The 20,537-nt window shown below is 40.5% G+C and carries 16 protein-coding genes, 2 tRNA genes and 2 pseudogenes; 13 read left to right on the top strand and 7 right to left on the bottom strand.

Features of this window, described 5'->3' with window-relative positions:
• Nucleotides 1-57: 57 nt before the first annotated feature.
• The 3 genes from ACEO2X_RS01990 to ACEO2X_RS01980 all read left to right on the top strand — a co-directional run bounded on the left by ACEO2X_RS01990 (nt 58) and on the right by ACEO2X_RS01980 (nt 867).
• Nucleotides 58-134: transfer RNA gene (locus tag ACEO2X_RS01990), tRNA-Asp, on the top strand.
• Nucleotides 135-235: 101 nt separating this feature from the next.
• Nucleotides 236-311: transfer RNA gene (locus tag ACEO2X_RS01985), tRNA-Val, on the top strand.
• Between the two features lie 94 nt (nt 312-405).
• Entirely contained in the window at nt 406-867 is a 462-nt protein-coding gene (locus tag ACEO2X_RS01980) for a DUF2750 domain-containing protein (RefSeq protein WP_004977378.1), read from the top strand.
• Between the two features lie 25 nt (nt 868-892).
• On the opposite strand, the gene ACEO2X_RS01975 is transcribed toward ACEO2X_RS01980, so the two are convergent.
• From ACEO2X_RS01975 to yccS, 4 genes are all read right to left on the bottom strand, one after another.
• Nucleotides 893-1,711 carry a YdcF family protein gene (locus ACEO2X_RS01975; RefSeq protein ID WP_096901468.1) on the bottom strand — a complete coding sequence of 273 codons (819 nt, stop codon included), beginning with the start codon at nt 1,709-1,711 and terminating at the stop codon, nt 893-895.
• A gap of 167 nt (nt 1,712-1,878) precedes the next feature.
• On the bottom strand, nt 1,879-4,497 hold the full coding sequence (locus ACEO2X_RS01970) for a PepSY domain-containing protein (RefSeq protein WP_371970997.1): 2,619 nt from the start codon (nt 4,495-4,497) through the stop codon (nt 1,879-1,881).
• 155 nt (nt 4,498-4,652) lie between these two features.
• Nucleotides 4,653-5,213, bottom strand: a complete 561-nt coding sequence (locus tag ACEO2X_RS01965) for a YcxB family protein (RefSeq protein WP_070152580.1) — start codon at nt 5,211-5,213, stop codon at nt 4,653-4,655.
• A gap of 147 nt (nt 5,214-5,360) precedes the next feature.
• Nucleotides 5,361-7,535 (bottom strand): YccS family putative transporter, encoded by a 2,175-nt coding sequence (yccS, locus tag ACEO2X_RS01960; RefSeq protein ID WP_180005964.1) that lies wholly within the window; start codon nt 7,533-7,535, stop codon nt 5,361-5,363.
• Nucleotides 7,536-7,786: 251 nt separating this feature from the next.
• Here yccS and ACEO2X_RS01955 point away from each other — a divergent pair, with 251 nt between their 5' ends.
• The 3 genes from ACEO2X_RS01955 (at nt 7,787) to gltS (ending at nt 12,506) form a co-directional block, all read left to right on the top strand.
• The gene (locus ACEO2X_RS01955) at nt 7,787-8,971 is read left to right on the top strand and encodes a multidrug effflux MFS transporter (protein ID WP_346781324.1); all 1,185 of its coding nucleotides are present in this window, start codon (nt 7,787-7,789) and stop codon (nt 8,969-8,971) included.
• Between the two features lie 391 nt (nt 8,972-9,362).
• Nucleotides 9,363-10,649, top strand: coding sequence for a DcaP family trimeric outer membrane transporter (locus ACEO2X_RS01950; RefSeq protein ID WP_371970996.1), 1,287 nt, complete (start codon nt 9,363-9,365; stop codon nt 10,647-10,649).
• Nucleotides 10,650-11,264: 615 nt separating this feature from the next.
• Nucleotides 11,265-12,506, top strand: coding sequence for a sodium/glutamate symporter (gene gltS / locus ACEO2X_RS01945; RefSeq protein ID WP_131261496.1), 1,242 nt, complete (start codon nt 11,265-11,267; stop codon nt 12,504-12,506).
• Between the two features lie 91 nt (nt 12,507-12,597).
• Here the strand turns inward: gltS and chrA are convergent, their stop codons facing one another.
• A complete protein-coding gene (gene chrA / locus ACEO2X_RS01940; RefSeq protein ID WP_371970995.1) occupies nt 12,598-13,824 on the bottom strand; it encodes a chromate efflux transporter in 1,227 nt (408 codons plus the stop codon).
• 270 nt (nt 13,825-14,094) lie between these two features.
• On the opposite strand from chrA, the gene ACEO2X_RS01935 reads away from it, so the two are divergent.
• The 3 genes from ACEO2X_RS01935 (at nt 14,095) to ACEO2X_RS01925 (ending at nt 16,475) form a co-directional block, all read left to right on the top strand.
• Complete coding sequence (locus ACEO2X_RS01935; RefSeq protein WP_162164697.1) at nt 14,095-15,069, top strand: patatin-like phospholipase family protein; 975 nt, start codon at nt 14,095-14,097, stop codon at nt 15,067-15,069.
• A 355-nt stretch (nt 15,070-15,424) separates the two neighbouring features.
• The gene (locus ACEO2X_RS01930) at nt 15,425-15,595 is read left to right on the top strand and encodes a hypothetical protein (protein ID WP_004977313.1); all 171 of its coding nucleotides are present in this window, start codon (nt 15,425-15,427) and stop codon (nt 15,593-15,595) included.
• 358 nt (nt 15,596-15,953) lie between these two features.
• The gene (locus ACEO2X_RS01925) at nt 15,954-16,475 is read left to right on the top strand and encodes an acyl-CoA thioesterase (RefSeq protein ID WP_004977311.1); all 522 of its coding nucleotides are present in this window, start codon (nt 15,954-15,956) and stop codon (nt 16,473-16,475) included.
• A gap of 184 nt (nt 16,476-16,659) precedes the next feature.
• On the opposite strand, the gene ACEO2X_RS01920 is transcribed toward ACEO2X_RS01925, so the two are convergent.
• Nucleotides 16,660-16,872, bottom strand: coding sequence for a hypothetical protein (locus tag ACEO2X_RS01920; RefSeq protein WP_004977309.1), 213 nt, complete (start codon nt 16,870-16,872; stop codon nt 16,660-16,662).
• A gap of 521 nt (nt 16,873-17,393) precedes the next feature.
• Here ACEO2X_RS01920 and ACEO2X_RS01915 point away from each other — a divergent pair.
• The 4 genes and pseudogenes from ACEO2X_RS01915 to ACEO2X_RS01900 all read left to right on the top strand — a co-directional run.
• A complete protein-coding gene (locus tag ACEO2X_RS01915; RefSeq protein ID WP_323712413.1) occupies nt 17,394-18,416 on the top strand; it encodes a GTP-binding protein in 1,023 nt (340 codons plus the stop codon).
• 92 nt (nt 18,417-18,508) lie between these two features.
• Complete coding sequence (locus tag ACEO2X_RS01910; RefSeq protein ID WP_179989704.1) at nt 18,509-19,039, top strand: YaeQ family protein; 531 nt, start codon at nt 18,509-18,511, stop codon at nt 19,037-19,039.
• 58 nt (nt 19,040-19,097) lie between these two features.
• On the top strand, nt 19,098-19,439 hold the full coding sequence (locus ACEO2X_RS01905) for an FKBP-type peptidyl-prolyl cis-trans isomerase (RefSeq protein ID WP_004977304.1): 342 nt from the start codon (nt 19,098-19,100) through the stop codon (nt 19,437-19,439).
• Between the two features lie 65 nt (nt 19,440-19,504).
• Nucleotides 19,505-20,410: pseudogene (locus ACEO2X_RS01900) on the top strand (histidine kinase); the annotation flags it as partial.
• Nucleotides 20,411-20,430: 20 nt separating this feature from the next.
• On the opposite strand, the pseudogene ACEO2X_RS01895 reads toward ACEO2X_RS01900, so the two are convergent.
• Nucleotides 20,431-20,537, bottom strand: a pseudogene (locus ACEO2X_RS01895) (IS5/IS1182 family transposase); the annotation flags it as partial.

The following is a 20,537-nucleotide window of genomic DNA, read 5'->3' as shown; positions in this document are numbered from 1 at the left end:
GTATTTATGCTTGGCATACATACAAAAAAGACCTTAATTGCTTACGCAATTACCGTTGCAGCGGTAGTTCAGTTGGTTAGAATACCGGCCTGTCACGCCGGGGGTCGCGGGTTCGAGCCCCGTCCGCTGCGCCATTTTTCATTCCCTGATGTGAAAAATGTATTTCAAAGTTCAAGACGACGTTCTTTGCTTGTCTTGCATCATAAAAAATAACGATGTTATTTTTTAATCTTCAGGGCGCTTAGCTCAGTTGGTAGAGCGTCTGCCTTACAAGCAGAATGTCGGCGGTTCGATCCCGTCAGCGCCCACCATATCCTTTCATCCTCCTTTATCTTATATTACTTGCGTATTGCAATAAATTCGCCTAAAATTTTTATTTAATAATAATACTAATATCCGTGACTTATGCGAAATCCTTATCAACGTAAAGCTGCATCTAAGCAAGCAACGCAAACTTATAATGCACAAGATATTTACAAGCAATTTATTGAGACCATTGTGTCTCAGGGGCATGTTTTTGCATTGTATGAAGATGGCTGGGCGCTCTGTGCCACGCCTACAGGGCAACGTGCTTTTGCAATGTGGCAAAATAAAAGTCTGGCAAAACTGTTAATTAAAGACAATTGGGCCAATTATCAAGTCGAAGAAATTTCACTGAAAGATTTTATTGAAAAAGTGATTCCATTTTTACGTCAGGAAGCCACCAATATTTCGATGAATCTAAGCCCAGAAGGGCAGAATGTATTGGTTGCCCCTGAAAAGTTATTGCTTGATCTAAAAAATTATTTGTATCAGGTGTATATGCAAAAACCTGAATTTTTTAAAGATATGCAAATTCCTTTACCACGCTCGATACGTTTGAATTAAGCGATCTGCTTGCTAGATTTTATTTTTAATACTCATTCAGCAGCCAACCACTGATATAAGCAAAATACTCGCGTAACCATGCGTTATAGCGGGTATAGAGTGGTGTCGTTGCACTGAGCATGCTGAACTGTGTGTATCCTTGTCGTTTGGCAATGGCTGCTGCACGTGGTGTGTGAAAGTCGCTGGTGACAATTATAATCGGTTGGGTTTTATCTGTGCCTAATGTATGCAGCAAGGGCTGACTGTTTTTCAAATTAAGTGCCGTACTGGTGCTTTGGGTTTCCAAGATAATGTGTGATGCTGCAATTGCATAACGTTGTTGCAAATAGTTGGACATCACCTGCGCTTCGGTGAGTTGTTCCGCAAAAGCAGGGCCACCACTGACTATTAAATAACTTTGTGGATGCTCCAAGGCATACGCGGCTGCAGTATCCAGTCGTTTGGCGAGCGTGGGCGATGGTTGTCCATTTTCAATGCCACTGCCGAGTACAATCACCACTTTAGCATTGTTGGTTACAGTATTTTGCTGCTGTGTACTGAAATGAATATAAGTAAAAAAGATCAGCAGGCTGATGCACCACAGCCAAAATACGCCCCAACCGAATTTCCACAGCCAATCTAAGCGTGTATGTTGTTTTAAGTAGCTTTGAATCCAAGTATAGAAAATGGCATAACACAGCAGCATCATGCCTATTAAAACAGGTAAAACGGTGCCGAAATGAATTTTCTTTAAGCTGATGAGATAGGCACCATCCAATACTAAAATTAATCCAATTAGGCTACTCAATATTCTTTTAAATAGACTAAATTGTGTTTGTACGTGACTTGCTTGCATGCCTTGCATAATTTTATTGTACTGTGATGCTGTACAAACAGTATAGCCGAAGCTGCTGAAAAATTTTGCCTCAACTGAATTATGTTTCGGCTGAGGCTATGGATAAAACTTGGGTGAATTGCCAAGTTTTAGCTATAGAGCTACAGCGCAAGCCATTTAAAAAGTGTCAACAAATCCTAATACACATCTCGGCGATAACGTCCTTGCTGACGTAATTGTTCCAGTTGAGTCTCACCCAAAATATCTTTTAAGGCTTGGTCGACATCACTGGCCATGCCTTGAATGCTACCGCAGACATAAATCACGGCATTTTGTTCAATCCAGCGTTTTAATTCTTCAGCCTGTTCGCGTAACTTATGGTGTACATAGACTTTTTCGGCTTGATCACGGGAAAAGGCCAAATCAAGGCGTTGTAGCATACCTGTGCTTTGCCAAGCCTCGATGGTGTGCTGATAAAAGTAATCGTGCGCTTGCTGACGTTCACCAAAAAACAACCAGTTTTGGGTGTAATTCAGGCGGGTACGTGCATGCAATAAGCTCATTAATCCTGCAAGCCCTGTACCGTTGCCAATACAAATAATTGGGCGGTCATCATCAATTAAATGGAAAGATGGATTATTGCGAATGCGTAATGCGATATTTTGCCCAAGTGCAGCATGTGCAGTTAACCAACCTGAACCTAAGCCAAGCTCGCCTTGAGCATCGAATTTTTGACGCACCACAAGTCTTAAAACCTGTTGTGAAGGAATACTGGCAATTGAATATTCACGACTAGGCAAGGGTGAAAGTTGTGCCAATAATTCATCCGCAGTTTTAAATGTCTGAATTGGCGCGGTGAGGTCTTTATCTGCCAAAGCCTGTACTAAGGTTTGCTGACCATCAGCAAGAATTGTATTGGCATCGAGTTGATGCTGTTTTAAAAAGGCGTGAATCCGTGCAGTGCTGTTTTCAGGCTGAATTTCTGCAATATCACCTGCAGACCAATGCACATCATGTTGTGCTAACAGTTCAATATTGAAGGCGGGTGCGCCTAAACTGTTGGGATTTAGCAAGTCACGTTGCTGTAAGGTCCATGTATCAAAAGTTTTTTCGATATGCATACTTGGTAAGTCAAGTTGTGTGACCTGTACCAAAGCCTGATTCCAACGCTGTATGTCTGCAGGATTGGCATTATTAACTTCAATGGTATTGAACAAGGCATGTGCTTGATTACGTTGCAACCATGCAGCAATCGTATGTCCAAAACGGCAGTAATGATCTGCATATTCACGTGAACCTAAAGCCAGTACTGCATAACGCAAATGACTCAGGTCACAGGTTTGCGGTAGGATTTTTTTCACAAAACTTGAGGTCAAATCGGGTGCATCACCTGTGCCATAAGTGCTAGCAATACATAACAGTTGGGTGGTGTTTTTAAGATCTTCAAGGCTGAGATGTTGCAGGGCTTTGACTGTGACAGGCTGATGTGCTTCTTGCAGACTAGTAGCGGTGCGCCATGCCAATTGTTCGGCAGTACCTGTTTGGCTGGCATAGACAATGAGCCAGTGTGCAGCATTTGGGTCGATCTGAAATTGAGTCTGGTTTTGACGTGCAGCAAGAGTCAAACGCTTTTGTTTACGACGTTTTAAATAGAGCATCCAACCTGTGACGAAAAACAGCGGCATCATCAATGCAGAAAGCATGGCTAAAAATTGATAAACAGGCCCAAAGAAACTACCGCGATGCACAGGCAGCATACTGCTCATGATTTTTTCATTAAGCCGTTTGTCTACATATAATTCAAGTTGAGTAATACGTGCTTGTTGATAATCAAAAGTTGCGTTATTGCGGGCACGTTCATGTTGTGGAATGACATCGACAAAGTTAATTTCAATTTCAGTATTGGCGTGTTTAGGCACATTAAAAGTGATACTGGAATAATCCTGCCCCAATTGCTGCGGGAAATGTTGCCATGCCTTCGTCAATGCCAGATTGATTTGTGCCTGATCCAGCGTATTCTGCTTGGCTGGTTTTGTAGTGTTTGCGCGGCGTCCTGCAGTTTGTGTTTGCGCAGCCTGATGAGGTGCTTGAGCATTTGAATTTACAGGTTTGTTGCGTCCATCTGCTTGCAATTGCGCTTGTGGTCTTTCCACACCCATGACTTTAAACATGCCATTGCGCCACCACTCATACGACCAATATAGCCCTGTGCATGCCAAAACTAGATAGAAAATCACCACCCATGTACCTACTACGGCATGTAAATCCCAAATAAAATTACGTCCTTTTAATTGAGGTTTGAGCGCAAACCATTGTTTAAATGAATGGCGTTTCGGCCAGCGTAGGTAAATGCCACTTAACACAAAGAACAACAACATGAGGGTACATGCGGCTGTAATTTGTTTACCAATAGGCCCTACGGTTAAGTTGCGGTGTAATTGCTGAATAAACTGGAAAAATTCACGTCCCCGAATTTCAGGCAACACTGCTGCCGAGTAAGGATTAATCAGGATATTTTGTCCACGTTTTGCACCTTCTTTCGCAATATTGATGGTTGAAGATGCAGCCGGGTCTTTTGCAACGGTGATGCTATTAATTTTATAGTCAGGTTGGGTACGCTGAAAATGTTGATAAATTTCTGCAGGGCTTAGTTTGGCTTTCTGCTCAACTTGTACCTGATAACTGTTCGGATTCATCCATTTTAGAATTTCTTGTTCGTAGGAATAAATCGCACCTGTCACGCCCATGAGTGACAAGATCAGTCCTGCAGTAATACCAAGGAACCAGTGAATTTGGAAAAAGGCTTTCTTCAGCATAAGCGTTGGTTGTTGAGTATGAATTGTGATGCAGAATAATGCAGAGATGAAGTTAATGCAAATGCTATTTATTCTCATTATCGTTCATTGTTTTAATTTTAAGCAAAAAAAACCTCCATCACAGGGGATAGAGGTTTATTTTTAAATAGGGATATTTAGATTTGCTTGGCTTCGCCTGCAGCTTCAGTCAAATGCTTGCGAATGGTGTTGAACGAAAAGTTCTTGCTGTCCATACGCTTAGGCAGAATATAAGCACCTTGCTGACCTTTTACTTTGAAGTTCATCAAGATAAACTCAGGGGTATTGTACCATTCATACACATCTTTCCAGCCAATTGCACCCACGCCTTCTTGAGCGCCCATTTGCTGACGCATCACGATACCGTGTGGCTGTACGCCTAAACGAATCCCTTTAATTTCTTGCACAGGAAATTCATTCATTTTGCGCTTAACGTACCATTCCAAGCCGTATTTACGCACGAGCAGGTAGAGTGCCACACAGACAATGGCAACCCAGCAGAAAATTGTCGAATAATTTTTTAACAGCAGAATGCCTAAAATGGAAAGGGCAACAATCACACCCATAATAATCCATGCTTTCATGCCAATTTTATTGGTACTGCGCCAAATTACCAGTTGTGCGTGACGTTGTTCTTCTTCAGAAACTTCGTAGATCACAGGCTGTAGGGTATAGGCGTATAAACTTTTCGCGGTCATAGTGAAACTAACAAATTTAAAACTATAAAAAGTTTAGCATTAATTGCTGTCATGCAGTGAGTATATTGTCGCAAAATCATGCTAAGGTCGGTGAATACTTGTGCAGCTTAGGGCGAATAAGTAGGCACTGACCGTTTGCAGGATTGTTTATAAAGACGCCAGTTCCGTTGCGTCCTGATCATGTTCGTGGCTTAAACTTTGTTTTAAGCGACTTAATTGCTGCAAGATACTCATCATCAAAGATAATTGCTGCAAAATAATCAATGATTTTTGATCTTCTTCTTTGTTTTGGCTTAAACGCTGACGAATGGTTTGCAGCATGTTTTGTGCGCTTAAATCTGGCGTTTCATCTTTCAGTAAAGCACCTTGAATATCGTCCATCGCTTGATCGAGCAGTTGCAAGACTTCCTGATCGTCAATTTTGTCACGATGCGCACCAAGTGCAGCAATATAGCTAATAAAGGTGTGATTTAGACACAAGAACTCAAAGGCTTGAGCTTTTTGATTGGGGTCAAAATCAGGTTCGGTGGCGAGTGTTGAAATCAGTGAAGCAACTTCTGCATCGGTATTATGAGCAGCACGGCGCACGACACGATAATTCAAACCGTTGTTGCGTCCATTTTTATATTGTTCAATCACTTCTGCCAAATAGCCACATTGCGCGGTGAGTGAGCGGCGAATCGTGCGTGATAGACGGCGGAATTTCCAATCGGGGAAGATAAAACTCACGCCAAACCATGCTAGCGCACAACCAATTAAGGTATCGACCATACGTGGTACGGCTGCAGCATAGCCTAAACCCTCTAGGTTAAAGTTCATCAGCGCCAAAATGGTCATAAAGGCAGTGGCTTGTGCATATTGTTTACTACGCAATTCAAAGAACAACATGCCACTAATCACTAAAACCAGTAATTGTCCTTCTACAGATGGTACAAAATATAAAATGGTGTAGCCGACTACAATCCCTGCCAACGTCCCAATAATACGCAAACGTAAACGTCGTTTGGTGGTGTTAAAGTTGGGCTGCATCACAAACAGGGCGGTCAGTAAAATCCAGTAGCCATATTGAATATTGGTGACTTGCACAAAAATATAGCCAATCAATAGTACAATCGACAAACGAATGGCGTGGCGGAACAAGACCGATTCTGGGGTTAAATGCTGCTTGATCCGAATGACAATATCATCCCAACTTTTTAAGTCGTCATCTTTCAGTTGTTGTTCAATATGTTTTGATTTATCCAGTTTAATATTGCGTTCGGTTTCAAGGTTACGCAGTTGAGCATCAATTGATTTCAGGTTTTGGTATAAGGCAAACAGTGCATTAATCCAGACTTGGTCATATTGCTGTTCACTGCGCAGTTTTTCTAAAGACTGTTTAAGATTTTCAAAAGCATGTTTAAAACGCTTGTTATGCACATAAGGTTTACGATGCAAAATGCTTTCGCTTAAATCTTTACAGGCTTTGCCTTGAATCGACAAAATACGCTGGAAGCGAAATAAAATATCGCTGTGCTGAAATATTTTCGCCAGTTTTTGATAATCAATATGTGCAGAGTCGGCACGTTCGTGAATGTCTTGTGCGACAAAGTAATACTGTAAGCTACGTCGGGTATCTTTTTGCCCGCGGTCACCTTTTAAACGGGTCAGTAAAGCGGTTTTTAAGTCGTTAAAAATCGCAATTAATTTGCCATTTTCAAGTGATAAATCAATGATACTTTGTTGATAACTCGGTGCAGTCATATCCACATCAAATAGATTTGATTTGGCAAATAAAAAATCACCCAAAGAAGAATAACTGAGTGAAAGTTTGTCTTGTAAGGCACGAACAGGGAACAGTAAAAAGCTGATGGTCGAAATTAAGCCGTACCAAATTGCGCCCGAAACCAAAAGCAGCGGCTGCATGTACCAGTCATCAAATAGGTTGACGCCAAGCATGGAATAGACTGACACCACCAAACAGCCATAAGAAATGGTGGCATAACGTCGTCCGAGCGAACCGAGCAAAATTAAGACAATACACGACAGGATTAAGCCTGTAGCAAATAAAATAGGATGCGGAAATAAAAACTGAATTGATGTGGCGGTAACAAAGAAACCAATATAAGTATAGAGCTGATTGACAATACGCACCGAAAAACGGTCATCAATATCACTCAAACCTGCGGCAAGCACACCTAAAGTTAAAGGAATAGTGGCAAGCTGCATCCCCATAAAATAGGGAACAAAAGCAGTTCCCGCAAATGCAATGAGCATGCGGATGTTATACATAAATGTGGTGTTATAGGTCGCTTGTTTGAGCTTTATCAGCCAAGGTTTCAACATCATTCCTTTAAGTAAACTTTTCTGTCTAAACAGAGATTTATGCTGCAAGATGAAGGTTTGCGTACATTGTAACTGTAGATGAGATGTTTAGAGTACCTAATATGTGAAAATTCATCTTTGATCACAACAAATCATACTATGGAGCGTGTAAGCTTGTCTGTACATCTGTCATTTCATCATAAAATATGAGCATATCGAAAACGCTGCCAAGTTCAAGCAGTACGCCACCATCTGCGCAACAACCCAACATGCGGCAATATTCGACTGCGTGGATTTTATTGTTGGCGTTATTGACTTCGCTTGGGCCTTTATCGATTGATATGTATTTGCCTGCCTTGCCCGTTATGGCAAGCGAGTTTGGCGTATCGACCCAAATGGTCGCAAACAGTTTGCCTGCCTACTTTTTAGGTTTGGCATTGGGTCAACTGATTTACGGGCCGCTGAGTGATCGGATTGGACGTAAGCCGCCTTTATATTTTGGCTTGGCACTATTTTCACTCGCCAGTATGTTGTGCGTGTTTGCTCAAAATGAATGGGGACTGATTGCTGCACGTATTTTGCAGGCTTTGGGTGGCTGTGTGGGTGTGGTAATTGCACGAGCAGCTATTCGTGATCGCTTGGATTTGCAAACATCCGCTCAAGCTTTTTCGAGCATGATGATTGTGATGACCATTGCGCCCATTATTGCACCTACGCTGGGCGCATGGGTACTTAGATGGATGAATTGGCAAGCTATTTTTGTAGTGCTGACCTGCGTTGGAATTATTTGCTGTTTATGTGTGCACTTCTTTTTTAAAGAAACTTTGGCGAAAGAACGTCGTTTAAATTTGAACTTTCAGCAAGTACTGACCTTATATTTTGCCATTTTAAAAGATCGTGATTTTCGTTTTCCAATGTTGGCAGGCTGTCTGACTGGTGGGGCATTGTTTTGCTATATCAGCGGTTCAAGTGCAGTCATGATGGATCAATATGGCTTGAGTGAAACAGCTTTTGCTTATGTGTTTGGTGCCAATGCGATTGGTATTATGCTGTTTTCGACCCTGAATAAAAAAATCAGTGGCAAATTGGGTGTGTTACAACGCTTAAAATTGGGCAGCATGATTCAACTGAGTGGTGCGGTCATTCTACTGCTTGCAGGTAGTTTGGGGTATGCACCTTTGGCATTGGTGATGATCGGTTTATTTCTTGCCGTGTCTGGGATTGGTTTTACAGGCCCGAATGCCATGGCACTGGCAATGGCAAAACAAGGCGCACGTGCAGGAACAGCCAGTGCGGTCATGGGTAGTGTGCAATTCTTTTGTGGCTTGATTGGTGGGGTGTTACTCAATTTTTTAACAGGTAGTGCTTTGCTGAATATGGCTGTATTAATGCTGCTATTTATTGGGTCTGGAATGTTCGCCGTTTTTCATATTTTACAACCGCAACCAGACTGAGTTGGGGTCAATACTTTTTCAAATGGTGATTTTTTTCGAAAAAATCGGGCTTTTTAACAGAACTGAAATATATACAATAGTCTAATGGTGGTGTAAATACTTGAATAATCAACCTATTTAAGGTGTTGAATTTTATATGGTTTAATTGTTTGAATCTGTAATTATGATTAATTGTGATTTCTTATTCGGGAAAACTGATTTTAATAAACGTCATAACTTGATAGATTGAAGTCTGTAATAAATGACACAATTTGAAATATTTGAGTGTCTTGGACTATTTGGCAAAAGTGTTTTGATTTTTAAGCCATTTTTATAATTCGATGTGAAATCGATAGATGACGAACAAAATCATCATGCACGGATGCAGCGTTGTTTTATTTTGGAGAGATAAATGAGTCAATTACTCAACGGTCAATTTATGATCAAAGGTTTAGCTATTGCTGTTACAACTTTAATAGTAGGTACTGCACACGCAGCAAAAACTGAGCAACAACAAATTCAAGAACTTCGTCAAGAAGTTGAAGCGTTAAAATCATTAATTCAGCAACAACAGCAAGTACAACAACAGCAGCAAACTCAAATTGCCCAAGTACAACAGGCGAAGCCTGCTGCACCTGCAAGTGCATTAAGCAGCTTAAAGTCTAAATCAGGCGCAGATGTTTCTATTTATGGTTTTGTACGTGGTGATGCAAACTATATTATTGATGGTGCAGACAGTGACTTTAACAGTACTCATGCTGTGGGTAATGCAACAACGAAATCTACCAAAGATAAACTTGTAGCAACTGCAAAAGTAACGCGTTTAGGGTTAGACTTTAATACACCTGTTGGTGACAACAAAGTAGGTGGTAAAGTTGAAGTTGACTTTGCAAGCGGTGCAGCAGAAAACTTACGTATTCGCCATGCTTATCTAACTTTCAATGACTGGTTATTTGGTCAAACGACTTCAAGCTTTGCTTCAGTACATGCGCCAGAAATGATTGACTTTAGTACGAACATTGGTGGAACAGGTGCTTCTGCACGTGTGCCACAAGTGCGTTATAGCCAAAAATTAGCGCCAGCAACTCAATTATTTGTATCTGCTGAAGAAGGTAATAGTAAGGCGACCCAAACTGGCGATTTGAGCTATCGTTTACCTGTTTTAACAGCAAAAGTGACTCAAGGTTTTGCTGATGGTAAAGGTTTGGCTTCTGCGCGTGCATTGGTTGAACACTATAAATCAGATGCAGCAAATGATGACAAAACAGGTTGGGGTGCAGCTGTAGGTGCGAATTACCAAGTTGCAGAGCCGCTTAAAGTATCTGCTGATGTTGCATATATGAAAGGCAACAGCAACCATCTATATGGCAGTAATACAGCATATTCAGTTGTAGGTAATAGTATTGAACAAAACGAAGCAGTTGCTGTACAAGTGGGTGCAACGTATAAGTTCTCACCACAATTACGTTCGACTTTAGCTTATGGTGCTTTATTTGCGGATGATGGTACAGATTATGCACGTGCAATAGCTAATGTTGATCAAAATGAAACAGTACAACAAGCGTGGATTAACTTTATCTATTCACCTGTAAAACCAGTCGATTTAGGTATTGAATATATTAATGGTGAGCGTAAAAACTTTGATGGTAAGAAATTCAGTGATGACCGTGTAGGCTTTATGGCGCGTTATAGCTTCTAAGTCGCTACTTTTGAGCAAAATCCAAAACAGAGCTTAATTTTAAGCTCTGTTTTTTTATGTATGAAGTTTATACCACTAATTCAGTAACTTAAATTTTATGCATTTTCAAAGAATGCTGTAACTTTCACTTATAGCTTAAAACAATCATTAAAAATTATAGAAAAAACGCAGAAAATAGCAGCTTTTTGTTAAAAAAAATGCATAATGATCGACCTTTAATCTTGCTGTTTTTTGTCAAGTGGTTGAATATCTTTATCGGAAGGTATTTATCCACCTCAGATATTTTGGAGCTTATATGAGATTACCTCTCAGTGTTAAGCCGATTCAGTTGTTTGCACTCGAAGTCACCCCGAAAGTGAAATTGCTGTCTTTTGTCTTTCTTTTCTTCTGTTCTAGGCAAACGCAGACCATAACGCTTGAGTGAAACCTAAGGATTGGGTTGGCTCAGCGAAACGCATACATCTTAAACATCGGTCAAATACAATACTGTTTACATACTTTGTATTGCGGCATTTTTTAGTTGATTTAGAGTCATAGTGATGCAAATGCTTTGGTTTGCATAGACAGCTCTTCATCGTATTAAAAACAATCTGCAATCACTATATGGATATTGCCATGGAATTTACTTTTAATGCGTTTTATACGCTGATTGCTGCGGTCATCGTCCTGCTCTTAGGGCGACTTTTAGTCAATAAAATTGATTTTTTAAAACGCTATAATATTCCTGAACCTGTTGCAGGTGGTTTGGTTGCCGCTATTGTTTCATTGTTGGTGAATCAATTTTGGGGTTATAGCATTACCACCAGTAGCGCATTGCAAACTAGCTTTATGCTTATTTTCTTCGCCTCGATTGGTTTAAGCGCGAACTTCACAAAATTGCGTCAGGGCGGAATCGGTTTAATTATTTTCTTGATTGCAATTTCCACATTTATTGTGTTGCAAAACATTGTCGGCATTAGTCTTGCAACATTGTTAGGTATTGATCCACTAATTGGTTTAATTGCAGGATCGATTACTTTAACTGGCGGTCATGGTACAGCAGGTGCGTGGGGTGAAATTTTAGAAACCCAATATGGTATTCAAGGTGCTTTGGCACTGGGCATGGCAAGTGCGACCTTTGGTTTAATTATTGGTGGTTTAATTGGTGGTCCACTGGCTAAAACTTTAATCAACCGTCATCAATTGGCTGTACCACGTACCGACGAACAAATTGAAAAACGCGATAATACGCCTGCGGATCAAGATTCCAATGAGTTTATTCCATTTGAATATCCGCATCAGGTTCGTTTAATTACAGCAGATAATGCAATTACTACTTTGGGTTTATTTGCTGGATGTTTGGCATTTGCCGAATTTATGACAGGCGCTGCCAAAGGCACGATGTTTGAATTACCAACTTTCGTTTGGGCATTGGCGGGCGGTGTGGTTCTGCGTAATGTCTTAGAAAGTATTTTTAAAGTTAATATTTTTGACCGTGCGATTGATGTGTTTGGGAATGCATCTTTATCGTTATATTTGGCGATGGCGTTGTTGTCACTCAAACTATGGCAATTGGCCGATTTGGCAGGTCCGTTGATGGTGATTTTAGGTGCGCAAGCACTCACAATGGCGTTATATGCAGCTTTTGTGACCTTCCGTCTTATGGGGAAAAACTACGATGCAGCCGTGTTGGCAGCAGGACACTGTGGTTTTGGGATGGGGGCAACGCCAACAGCAGTCGCCAATATGCAGGCCATTACCAATATGTATGGTCCATCTTATAAAGCGTTCTTGATTGTGCCGCTGTGTGGTGCATTCTTTGTCGATTTAATTAACGTTGCGGTGATTCAATCTATTCTAAAATTCTTTGGTGGCTAAGCTCCAAAGTATTCAGGCTTGATTCAGTCATCCACAAAAAATGCCAGTTCAATTGAACTGGCATTTTTATTTGATCTGTAGCATTTTTAATTTAAGCCATGAAATGCAAAAATGCTGTATAGACCAGAAAACTACCAATTAAACTGAGCCAAATAGGTAGTTTGGATTTTAATAATCCAATCACCAAAACAATAAACAGCAGATCAGCAATACTCAAAATATGACGCTGTGCCATTTCGAGCACCATATACAGCAGCAAACCGACTACCGCTGCATTAATCCCTGTAACCGCATGACGAATATAGGCTTGCTGCATCAACCAAGACCAATAAGGCAAGGTGGTAAATACCAAAAAGAAAGATGGTATAAAAATCGCCAACGTGGCTAAAGTCGCATTCAGCAGCATAGATTCTGTCATTGGAATCAAACTGCCCAAATATGTTGCAAAGCTGAACAGTGGACCAGGTACCAATTGCGCCATGGCATAACCCAAATCGAACTGTTCTGCACTGACTAAGCCTGTGCTAACAAAATCTTGATGCAATAAAGGCAAAATGACATGCCCACCGCCAAAGACCAAAGATGCGGCTTGATAGAAACTTAAATTGGCTGCATAGAGTAATTGAGGTTGCAGCCAGTTTAGACCTGACAGCACAATAAAGGGTGTAACAAAAAGTACTGCCCAAAATACAGCATAACGACGATGTTTGAGTAAATGTGCCGCAGTAAAATGAGTATCTGTCGCCGTTGTATTGGTGGATGCTGGTGCAGCAGTCGGTGCTGCGCGTTTCGCCATCCAAATGCCAAAACAAGCGGCAATCAGAATCACCAAAACTTGATTGAAGCTCAATGGCACCAGATAAATAAATAGGGCAGAAGCAAACATTAAGGCATATTGCCAAACCGTTTTACAAAAACTGCGCAACATTTGCCAAAATGCCCAAGCTACCACGGCCAATACGATCAGTTGAATGCTGTGAAAGCTATTTGAAGACAGGACATCTAAATATTGATGTCCCAAAACTGCAACCAAAGCCATAAACAATGCGGAAGGCATGGTAAAACCCAACCACGCTAGGACTGCGCCCCAATAGCCTTTTTGCAAATAACCAATCGCTAAACCCACCTGACTACTAGTTGGGCCGGGTAAGAGTTGTGCAAGTGCGACAATTTGTGAATACTGGGATTCATCTAGCCATTTGAGTTGTTGCACAAAACGCTGATGGAAAAACACCAAATGCGCTGCAGGCCCCCCAAAAGACAGACAACCTAATTGCAGAAAAATCCAGAATAATAAGGAATAAGAAGGTGGTTGCATATTATGTTAGATAGATTCAAATTGTGCGCCACTGTAGTAGCTAGAAGTGACAGTTTAACGAATTACTACAAGGATCGGTTAAAATAATAGATAGACTATGGGCGCTCATGCAAGGTAAAAACAGAGAGCATAACTGTTGACGTTAAGAGGGTTGCTGTATCAAGTAGGCTGATCAACCTTGACACGATTGATGGTGAAATATCGACTGAAACCTATGGATTCAAGAAGGTCATTATGAAAATTGGGTATGTATCTCTTACAGCATTACTGATGGTGGGATGTCAGGTGGTGCCATCGCAGCAGCAATTTTCGACTCAAACTTTGCGTGAGTCGCAGCCCGTGGTTGAAGCAGAGTCGCGCCTGAATCAAATTGATTTTCGTCAGTTAAAACAACAAAAAAAACGTCCAGTTGTCGCCTTGGTTTTGGGCAGTGGTGGCGCACGTGGTTATGCACATATTGGGGTGATTGAAGTACTTGAGCAGTACGGTATTCATCCTGATTTTATTGTGGGCAGCAGCGCAGGCAGCATTGTCGGTTCAATTTATGCCAGTGGTAAAAATGCACAGCAATTACGTGAAATTGCCATGAATATGAAAGCCAATGATGTGCGGGATGTGACTTTAGATTTAAAAGGCTTTTTTGATGGTAAAAAAGTTGAAAATTATGTCAATGCACAAGTCGATCAACTCCGTTTGGAGCAATTTAAAATCCCGATGTACGTGGTGGCGACTGAATTAAAAGAAGGCAAAAAAGTTGTATTTAATTATGGCAATACGGGTCAAGCGGTGCGTGCGTCAGTGTCTATCCCAAGTATGTTTGTACCTACTAAAATTGCAGAACATGAATATGTCGATGGTGGTTTAGTGAGCCCTGTACCTGTCAAGGTTGCACGCGATTTAGGGGCAGATATTGTGATTGCCGTGAATATTTTGGCGCAGCCTATTCATACTGAAACCAGTAATGTGTGGGGATTGTTTAACCAAAATATTAATATTATGCAAAAGCATTTGGCCAATGAAGAATTGAAACTGGCAGATGTGGTCATTCAACCCGATTTACGTGAAAAAGCCCATATTTTTGATGTAAAAGGGCGCGAAGCGACTATGCTGGCAGGTGCAGAAGCAACCGCAGCGCAATTAAATAAAATTGATCAGGTCTATCAACAGCATCATTATGCGCATGGGCATAGAATTGTAGACTATAAAGTGAGTAATACTTTTGGGCTTTATGGACAGTTTAAATAGCTGTCCAGATCCTTCATTTAGGTCAATTCAATGAAATCAACAGATTTAACTTAAGTCTAATTAGGTGCTTGATAAAAATAACTTTAATGTTAGATTGCTTAGATTTATTCTTTGTAAGTATTTGATATTATAGTTTAAAAATAAAGATACCATAAAGATATCTAAATACTGAGATGAGGTATTTAGACTTAAAATCAATTTTTTAGCGTGTTCTTTCGCACCGTTTCCATTTATTCTATGTAGCATTTACTGAATTCGTTTTTTAAGCAGTTTACCAATTGAACATGCTTCCAAGACGGCCTAACTTTTGTGCTTCAGGACTTTAAAACTTTATAAAAAATCGAGGGGATACTTCATGCACGGCTTTGAAATTGGACAGCAGGTGAAACTTGCCACTATGGAGCAAGTTATTTTTACAGTGACGATGATTAATCCAGATGGTTCTTATGTGATTGAAGCTGCACTGAGTACCGAACAAACTTTGACTTATAGCAATGTGTCGCAGGAAATGCTGCGCTTGGTTTAAATGTCGCAGCGAAGTTTGAAAATTTACGGGGAAATTGAACTTTTTTTCGTGTAAATTCGCCGAAATTTGCTTGAATAATCCATTGAATAAAAGATTTTAGATTGTTTTTTGAACACTTGAATCAGGGGGATTCACGTAATATTCAATTTGAACAAATATTCTAAAAAATCAGAAATGGATTAAAAAATAACAGCTTGGGAGTCTTAGTCTTTAGTCTTATAATTTTAAATAAATGTTATCATAAACAATATAAATAATAATGATGTAGTTGTTGCCGAAATGAACATTCAAACTTTTATAAACGCGATATAATAATAGGCTCATATCTTACTGTCTTTAAAAGAGTCTAGAGAACGCGATGTCACCATTAGATCAAATTGCCCCAGTGTTAGATGACCAGTCAGAATTAACCATGACCGTGTTAATGACACCCGACATGGCAAATTTCTCAGGGAATGTACATGGTGGAACAATTTTAAAACTATTAGACCAAGTGGCGTATGCATGTGCAAGCCGCTATTCGGGTAGTTATGTGGTGACCCTTTCGGTTGATAAAGTGAACTTTAAAGAGCCGATTCATGTGGGTGAATTGGTGACTTTCCTTGCTAGTGTGAACCATGTCGGTCGTACTTCAATGGAAATTGGGATTCGTGTAGAAGCACAAAATATTCAAAAGCGTACAGTGCGCCATACCAACAGCTGTTACTTCACTATGGTTGCAGTCGATGAAAATGGTAAACCAAAACAAATCCCTGCGTTGAAATTAGACAATGACTGGAAGCGTTGCCGTTTTGAAGCAGCAGAGCAGCGTAAAGTAGCACGTTTGCAAGAAAATCATCATCCATCTTGCAGCATTTATAAGAAAACTGAACAAAACTAAATTTTCATCAAATTTAGCTGAAAACCTGTTTGCAATTGTAGACAGGTTTTTTTGTGCCTATTTTTTAATTTTGTCCAAGGCAATATTGATTGGCTTTGTAGATAAACAAAAACTGAGTAAACCGAGAGAGTGGCGGAAAACTCAGTTTTTGTATTCGATTTACATTTTTAAATGTATCTAAGTTTTAAGGCTGTTGCGTCGATGCAGCAGGGGTTTCAGTGCTTGCTTCAGATGCAGGTTGTGCAGCAGCTTGTTCTGAAGCTGGTTCAGCCACAGTTTCCTGCGTTGAAACAACCACTTTTTCCTGTTCTGTTGCTGTCGATTCAGCCTTTGCAGCAAAAGTAGTTGCAGTGGCAAAAGCAAAAGTTGAAGCGAGTAAAATTTGTGTCAATTTCATGGTTTGGCATCCTTATTTAAAGTTTTTCATGAGTAGTAGGGAGTGCTCAGCACAAGCATTAAGTAAAAAAACTTATTGCGGCTAAAGTGTTCAAGTCAGTCATCACCTGATTTGAACGGGCTGAACAGGAACTCATGCTAAAGAGCCAAAGCTATGGGATCAATGCTTGCAACAAAGCAAAACAATGACGGTTACTTGAACCGCACAATGATGATGAATAGGTCGTAGTTTGGTAATTTTTGTTTTAAATATGCAGTCAAATCCAATCAAAATGGCTGTGTTTTCCGCAATAAAATTGCGTGGTTGGCAATAAAACATAACATCAAGCGGCTAAAACTCGTGTATTTCCCCAAATAAGTTGCAGATCATCACGTAATAAATGTAAGCGAATTTTTCAAATCATGATGGTGATAGATGTGCTGAAATGAATAAATTTCAGTGTATTTAGATTCAGATTGAACTAATCGCTAAACTTGCTTAGCATGCTTGAGTTGTTTGAAATTCAATAAAGTGAGCTTATTTTGAAATTAATTGCACCACAAAAAGCAGTCCCGACGCATATTATTTCTGGTTTTCTCGGTGCAGGAAAAACCACCTTATTGAAACAGTTACTCAGCCAAAAACCAGAACATGAAGTTTGGGCGGTGCTGATGAATGAATTTGGACAAATCGGGGTCGATCAACAACTCTTACCTCAGCAACAGGGTTATCAAGTCAAAGAATTATTGGGCGGTTGCTTATGTTGTAGCAGCCAATTGCCTATGCAAATTGCTTTGTCGCGTTTATTGTCCGAAGCGAAGCCTGACCGTTTATTCATCGAGCCGACAGGTTTGGGGCATCCTGCGCAACTCTTGGAACAACTGACCGAACCACATTGGCATACGCATTTATCGATGCGCGCCTTGGTGACGGTAGTAGATGGTTCGCGTTTGCATGATCAGGCGTGGACGCAGCAAAACCTGTATGCCGATCAGCTCAAAGCTGCACAAATTATTGTGGTGTCACATGCAGACCAAATGCAGGCGGCAGATGAGCAAGCCCTCATACAACTACAACAGGAATATCAAGCCTACGCGCAAAAATGGTTGAAAGCAGAACAGGGTCATCTGGCTTTGACAGAAATGGATATACCGTATGTCGGTACACAGCGTAAAATTCAGCCGTTGCTAAAATTGCAACAGAATACCATCGCTACACATCCGCAAGAGCCTACAGAAATTAAGCAATTGCCGTATCACTATATCGAAACTGCACAAGGATATGCAGTCGCAGGTTGGAAATTGCCTAAACGTTGGCAATTCGACTTTTATCTCTTATTAGATTTACTCTGTGAACAGCAAGATTGGCTGCGTATTAAAGGGATTTTTTATACCAATCAGGGTTGGAAAATTTTTAACTTCAATCCACAACAATTTAATTATCAAACTACAGATGAAGGCATAGACAATCGGGTGGAAATTATTTATCAAACCGCGCGGGATTGGGCAAAGTTTGAGGCTGAATTATTGGCGTGTCGGGTCGATGCTGCTGCAGCTCTAGATTGAAAACCATACATTATCGGGCAAACGATAAAGCAAAATCCCAGAAAATCCATTATGCTTAGCGGCAAATTTGAACATGGTTTTAGGAATAGACAATGGCGCTGAAAGCGACAATTTATAAGGCAGATTTGAACATTGCCAATATGGATGTGCATCAATACGGTGACTATCAGCTCACCATGGCATTGCATCCTTCTGAAACTATTGAGCGTTTGATGGTGCGTATTTTGGCATTCGCACGTTATGCAGATGAAGCTTTGGAATTTACCAAAGATTTGTTTGAAACCGATGAGCCTGCTTTGTGGGAAAAAGACTTAACAGGGCAGTTAATCAAGTGGATTGAAGTTGGTTGCCCAGATGAAGACAAAGTCAAAAAAGCCAGTTCGCGTTGTAAGCAAGTTGCGATTATTGCTTATGGTTCATCGGTAGATGAGTGGTACAAACGTAACAGTAAAATCAAAACTTTGAATAATGTTGAAGTGTGGCAACTATCGCCAGCAAGTACCGAAGCCATTCAAGCGTTATGCGAGCGTACCATGCAATTGCAGTTGAATGTGATGGATGGTGAATGGACATTGATTGGTGATCAGGCACAGGCTCAGATTGAGTGGACACAGTTACAATAACACTTAGCCGAGTCGGAAATTATCTTAAACATCGAAGTGTAAATATTTGGAGATGAACATGAGTGCGGAATTAGAAATTATTGATTTGGTGGTGGGTGAAGGTAAAGAAGCGGTTAAAGGCGCTTTAATTACTACGCATTACACAGGCTGGTTGGAAGATGGCACCAAGTTTGATTCATCCTTAGACCGTGGCAACTATTTTGAAACTGTGATTGGTACAGGTCGCGTAATTAAAGGCTGGGATCAAGGCATCATGGGCATGAAAGTGGGCGGTAAACGCAAACTGATTGTGCCTGCACATTTGGCTTATGGTGAGCGCAAAATGGGTAATATCATTCCTGCCAATTCTAATTTGATTTTTGAAATTGAATTGTATGATGTGAAAACACGCGATCAATAAACACCTCACAATTTAGCCCAACCGCTAGAATTTAAGTCATTCATCCGATGCCAGTAAGGTCTAGCATGAATGACTTAATTTTTTACTTCAAATTTAGTGCAAGAACGATTAGATTAAAAAATAAGCATAATAGGACGTTTGCGTTTTTGAATTTCACTCGGATGTGGCACAAGTGTGCATTTCTCTTCTTAATTTTACTGTGCAGTGTACTCACACCACCGCGTGTGTTGGCGCAGTATGAGTCTGCACCTGAATCTTACTATCTACATTAACAACTGCTCAATTCTGTTCAATTTACTGAAGATCAACCGAGTATTTTGACTGGGCGATGGTTGTTTTATCCGCAACAATTGATTCAAGAACCCAGTGCGGTACTGGCATCGAATACCGTTGAATTGCCTGCTTCATTTGAAGATTTAATGGGCAATGCCAATACTTACGGCACTTTTATTGGGCACTTTCAAATTCCAAAAGAATTTCTAGGCAGACGTATTGCGATTTGGATTCCCAACCAATATGGCGCCTATCGGGTATTTTTAAATGGCGATCCACTGGTGCGTGTTGGCACAGTCGGTGCAGATGCGAGTAGTCACCAAACCGAAAATGCCCCACGAATTGCATATTTTGTTCCTGAAAGTGAATATTTTACCCTGACCATTCAAGCGTCTAGCTTTCAGAGCTTGCAAGGTGGTTTAAAAAATCCAATGAAAATTGGTTTAAGTCGCACCATCAATCAACAGTATCAGCGTTTGATGATGAGTATTGCCATGATTTGTGGGGCAGTACTTGGTATTGGTTTGTTTACCTTGATGTTTTCGGCATTTAGTCTTGCAAATGGTGGAAAGACCAAGCGTATTTTTATTTTCGGCATTTTTATTGTTTTTCTGGCATTACACAATTTATTTTCTGCACCCTATGCCTATACCACTTTCCTGAATTTAAGTTGGTCTTGGGGAATAAGACTCGAATATTAGACCTCTTGCGAAAGTCGTTATTGCAAGTTCATCCGGTTTACCAGTGCAGCGATTAAGTTAATGCGTAAACCGAATCTTTTTCGTCTATTTCGATAGCGTTCACTTAGTATTCTAAATCTTTTCA

The organism is Acinetobacter sp. AL9 (assembly GCF_041464035.1).
Taxonomy (GTDB): domain Bacteria; phylum Pseudomonadota; class Gammaproteobacteria; order Pseudomonadales; family Moraxellaceae; genus Acinetobacter; species Acinetobacter towneri.
The sequence above is the reverse complement of the archived record's forward strand: the minus strand, read 5'-3'. Positions and strand labels throughout refer to the sequence as shown.

Bases quoted from the DNA above. Each gene is read 5' to 3' on its own strand.
- ACEO2X_RS01980 (WP_004977378.1), top strand. From the start codon at position 406: ATGCGAAATCCTTATCAACGTAAAGCTGCATCTAAGCAAGCAACGCAA.
- ACEO2X_RS01975 (WP_096901468.1), bottom strand. From the start codon at position 1,711: ATGCAAGGCATGCAAGCAAGTCACGTACAAACACAATTTAGTCTATTT.
- ACEO2X_RS01970 (WP_371970997.1), bottom strand. From the start codon at position 4,497: ATGCTGAAGAAAGCCTTTTTCCAAATTCACTGGTTCCTTGGTATTACT.
- ACEO2X_RS01965 (WP_070152580.1), bottom strand. From the start codon at position 5,213: ATGACCGCGAAAAGTTTATACGCCTATACCCTACAGCCTGTGATCTAC.
- ACEO2X_RS01955 (WP_346781324.1), top strand. From the start codon at position 7,787: ATGCGGCAATATTCGACTGCGTGGATTTTATTGTTGGCGTTATTGACT.
- ACEO2X_RS01950 (WP_371970996.1), top strand. From the start codon at position 9,363: ATGAGTCAATTACTCAACGGTCAATTTATGATCAAAGGTTTAGCTATT.
- gltS (WP_131261496.1), top strand. From the start codon at position 11,265: ATGGAATTTACTTTTAATGCGTTTTATACGCTGATTGCTGCGGTCATC.
- chrA (WP_371970995.1), bottom strand. From the start codon at position 13,824: ATGCAACCACCTTCTTATTCCTTATTATTCTGGATTTTTCTGCAATTA.
- ACEO2X_RS01935 (WP_162164697.1), top strand. From the start codon at position 14,095: ATGGTGGGATGTCAGGTGGTGCCATCGCAGCAGCAATTTTCGACTCAA.
- ACEO2X_RS01930 (WP_004977313.1), top strand. From the start codon at position 15,425: ATGCACGGCTTTGAAATTGGACAGCAGGTGAAACTTGCCACTATGGAG.
- ACEO2X_RS01925 (WP_004977311.1), top strand. From the start codon at position 15,954: ATGTCACCATTAGATCAAATTGCCCCAGTGTTAGATGACCAGTCAGAA.
- ACEO2X_RS01920 (WP_004977309.1), bottom strand. From the start codon at position 16,872: ATGAAATTGACACAAATTTTACTCGCTTCAACTTTTGCTTTTGCCACT.
- ACEO2X_RS01910 (WP_179989704.1), top strand. From the start codon at position 18,509: ATGGCGCTGAAAGCGACAATTTATAAGGCAGATTTGAACATTGCCAAT.
- ACEO2X_RS01905 (WP_004977304.1), top strand. From the start codon at position 19,098: ATGAGTGCGGAATTAGAAATTATTGATTTGGTGGTGGGTGAAGGTAAA.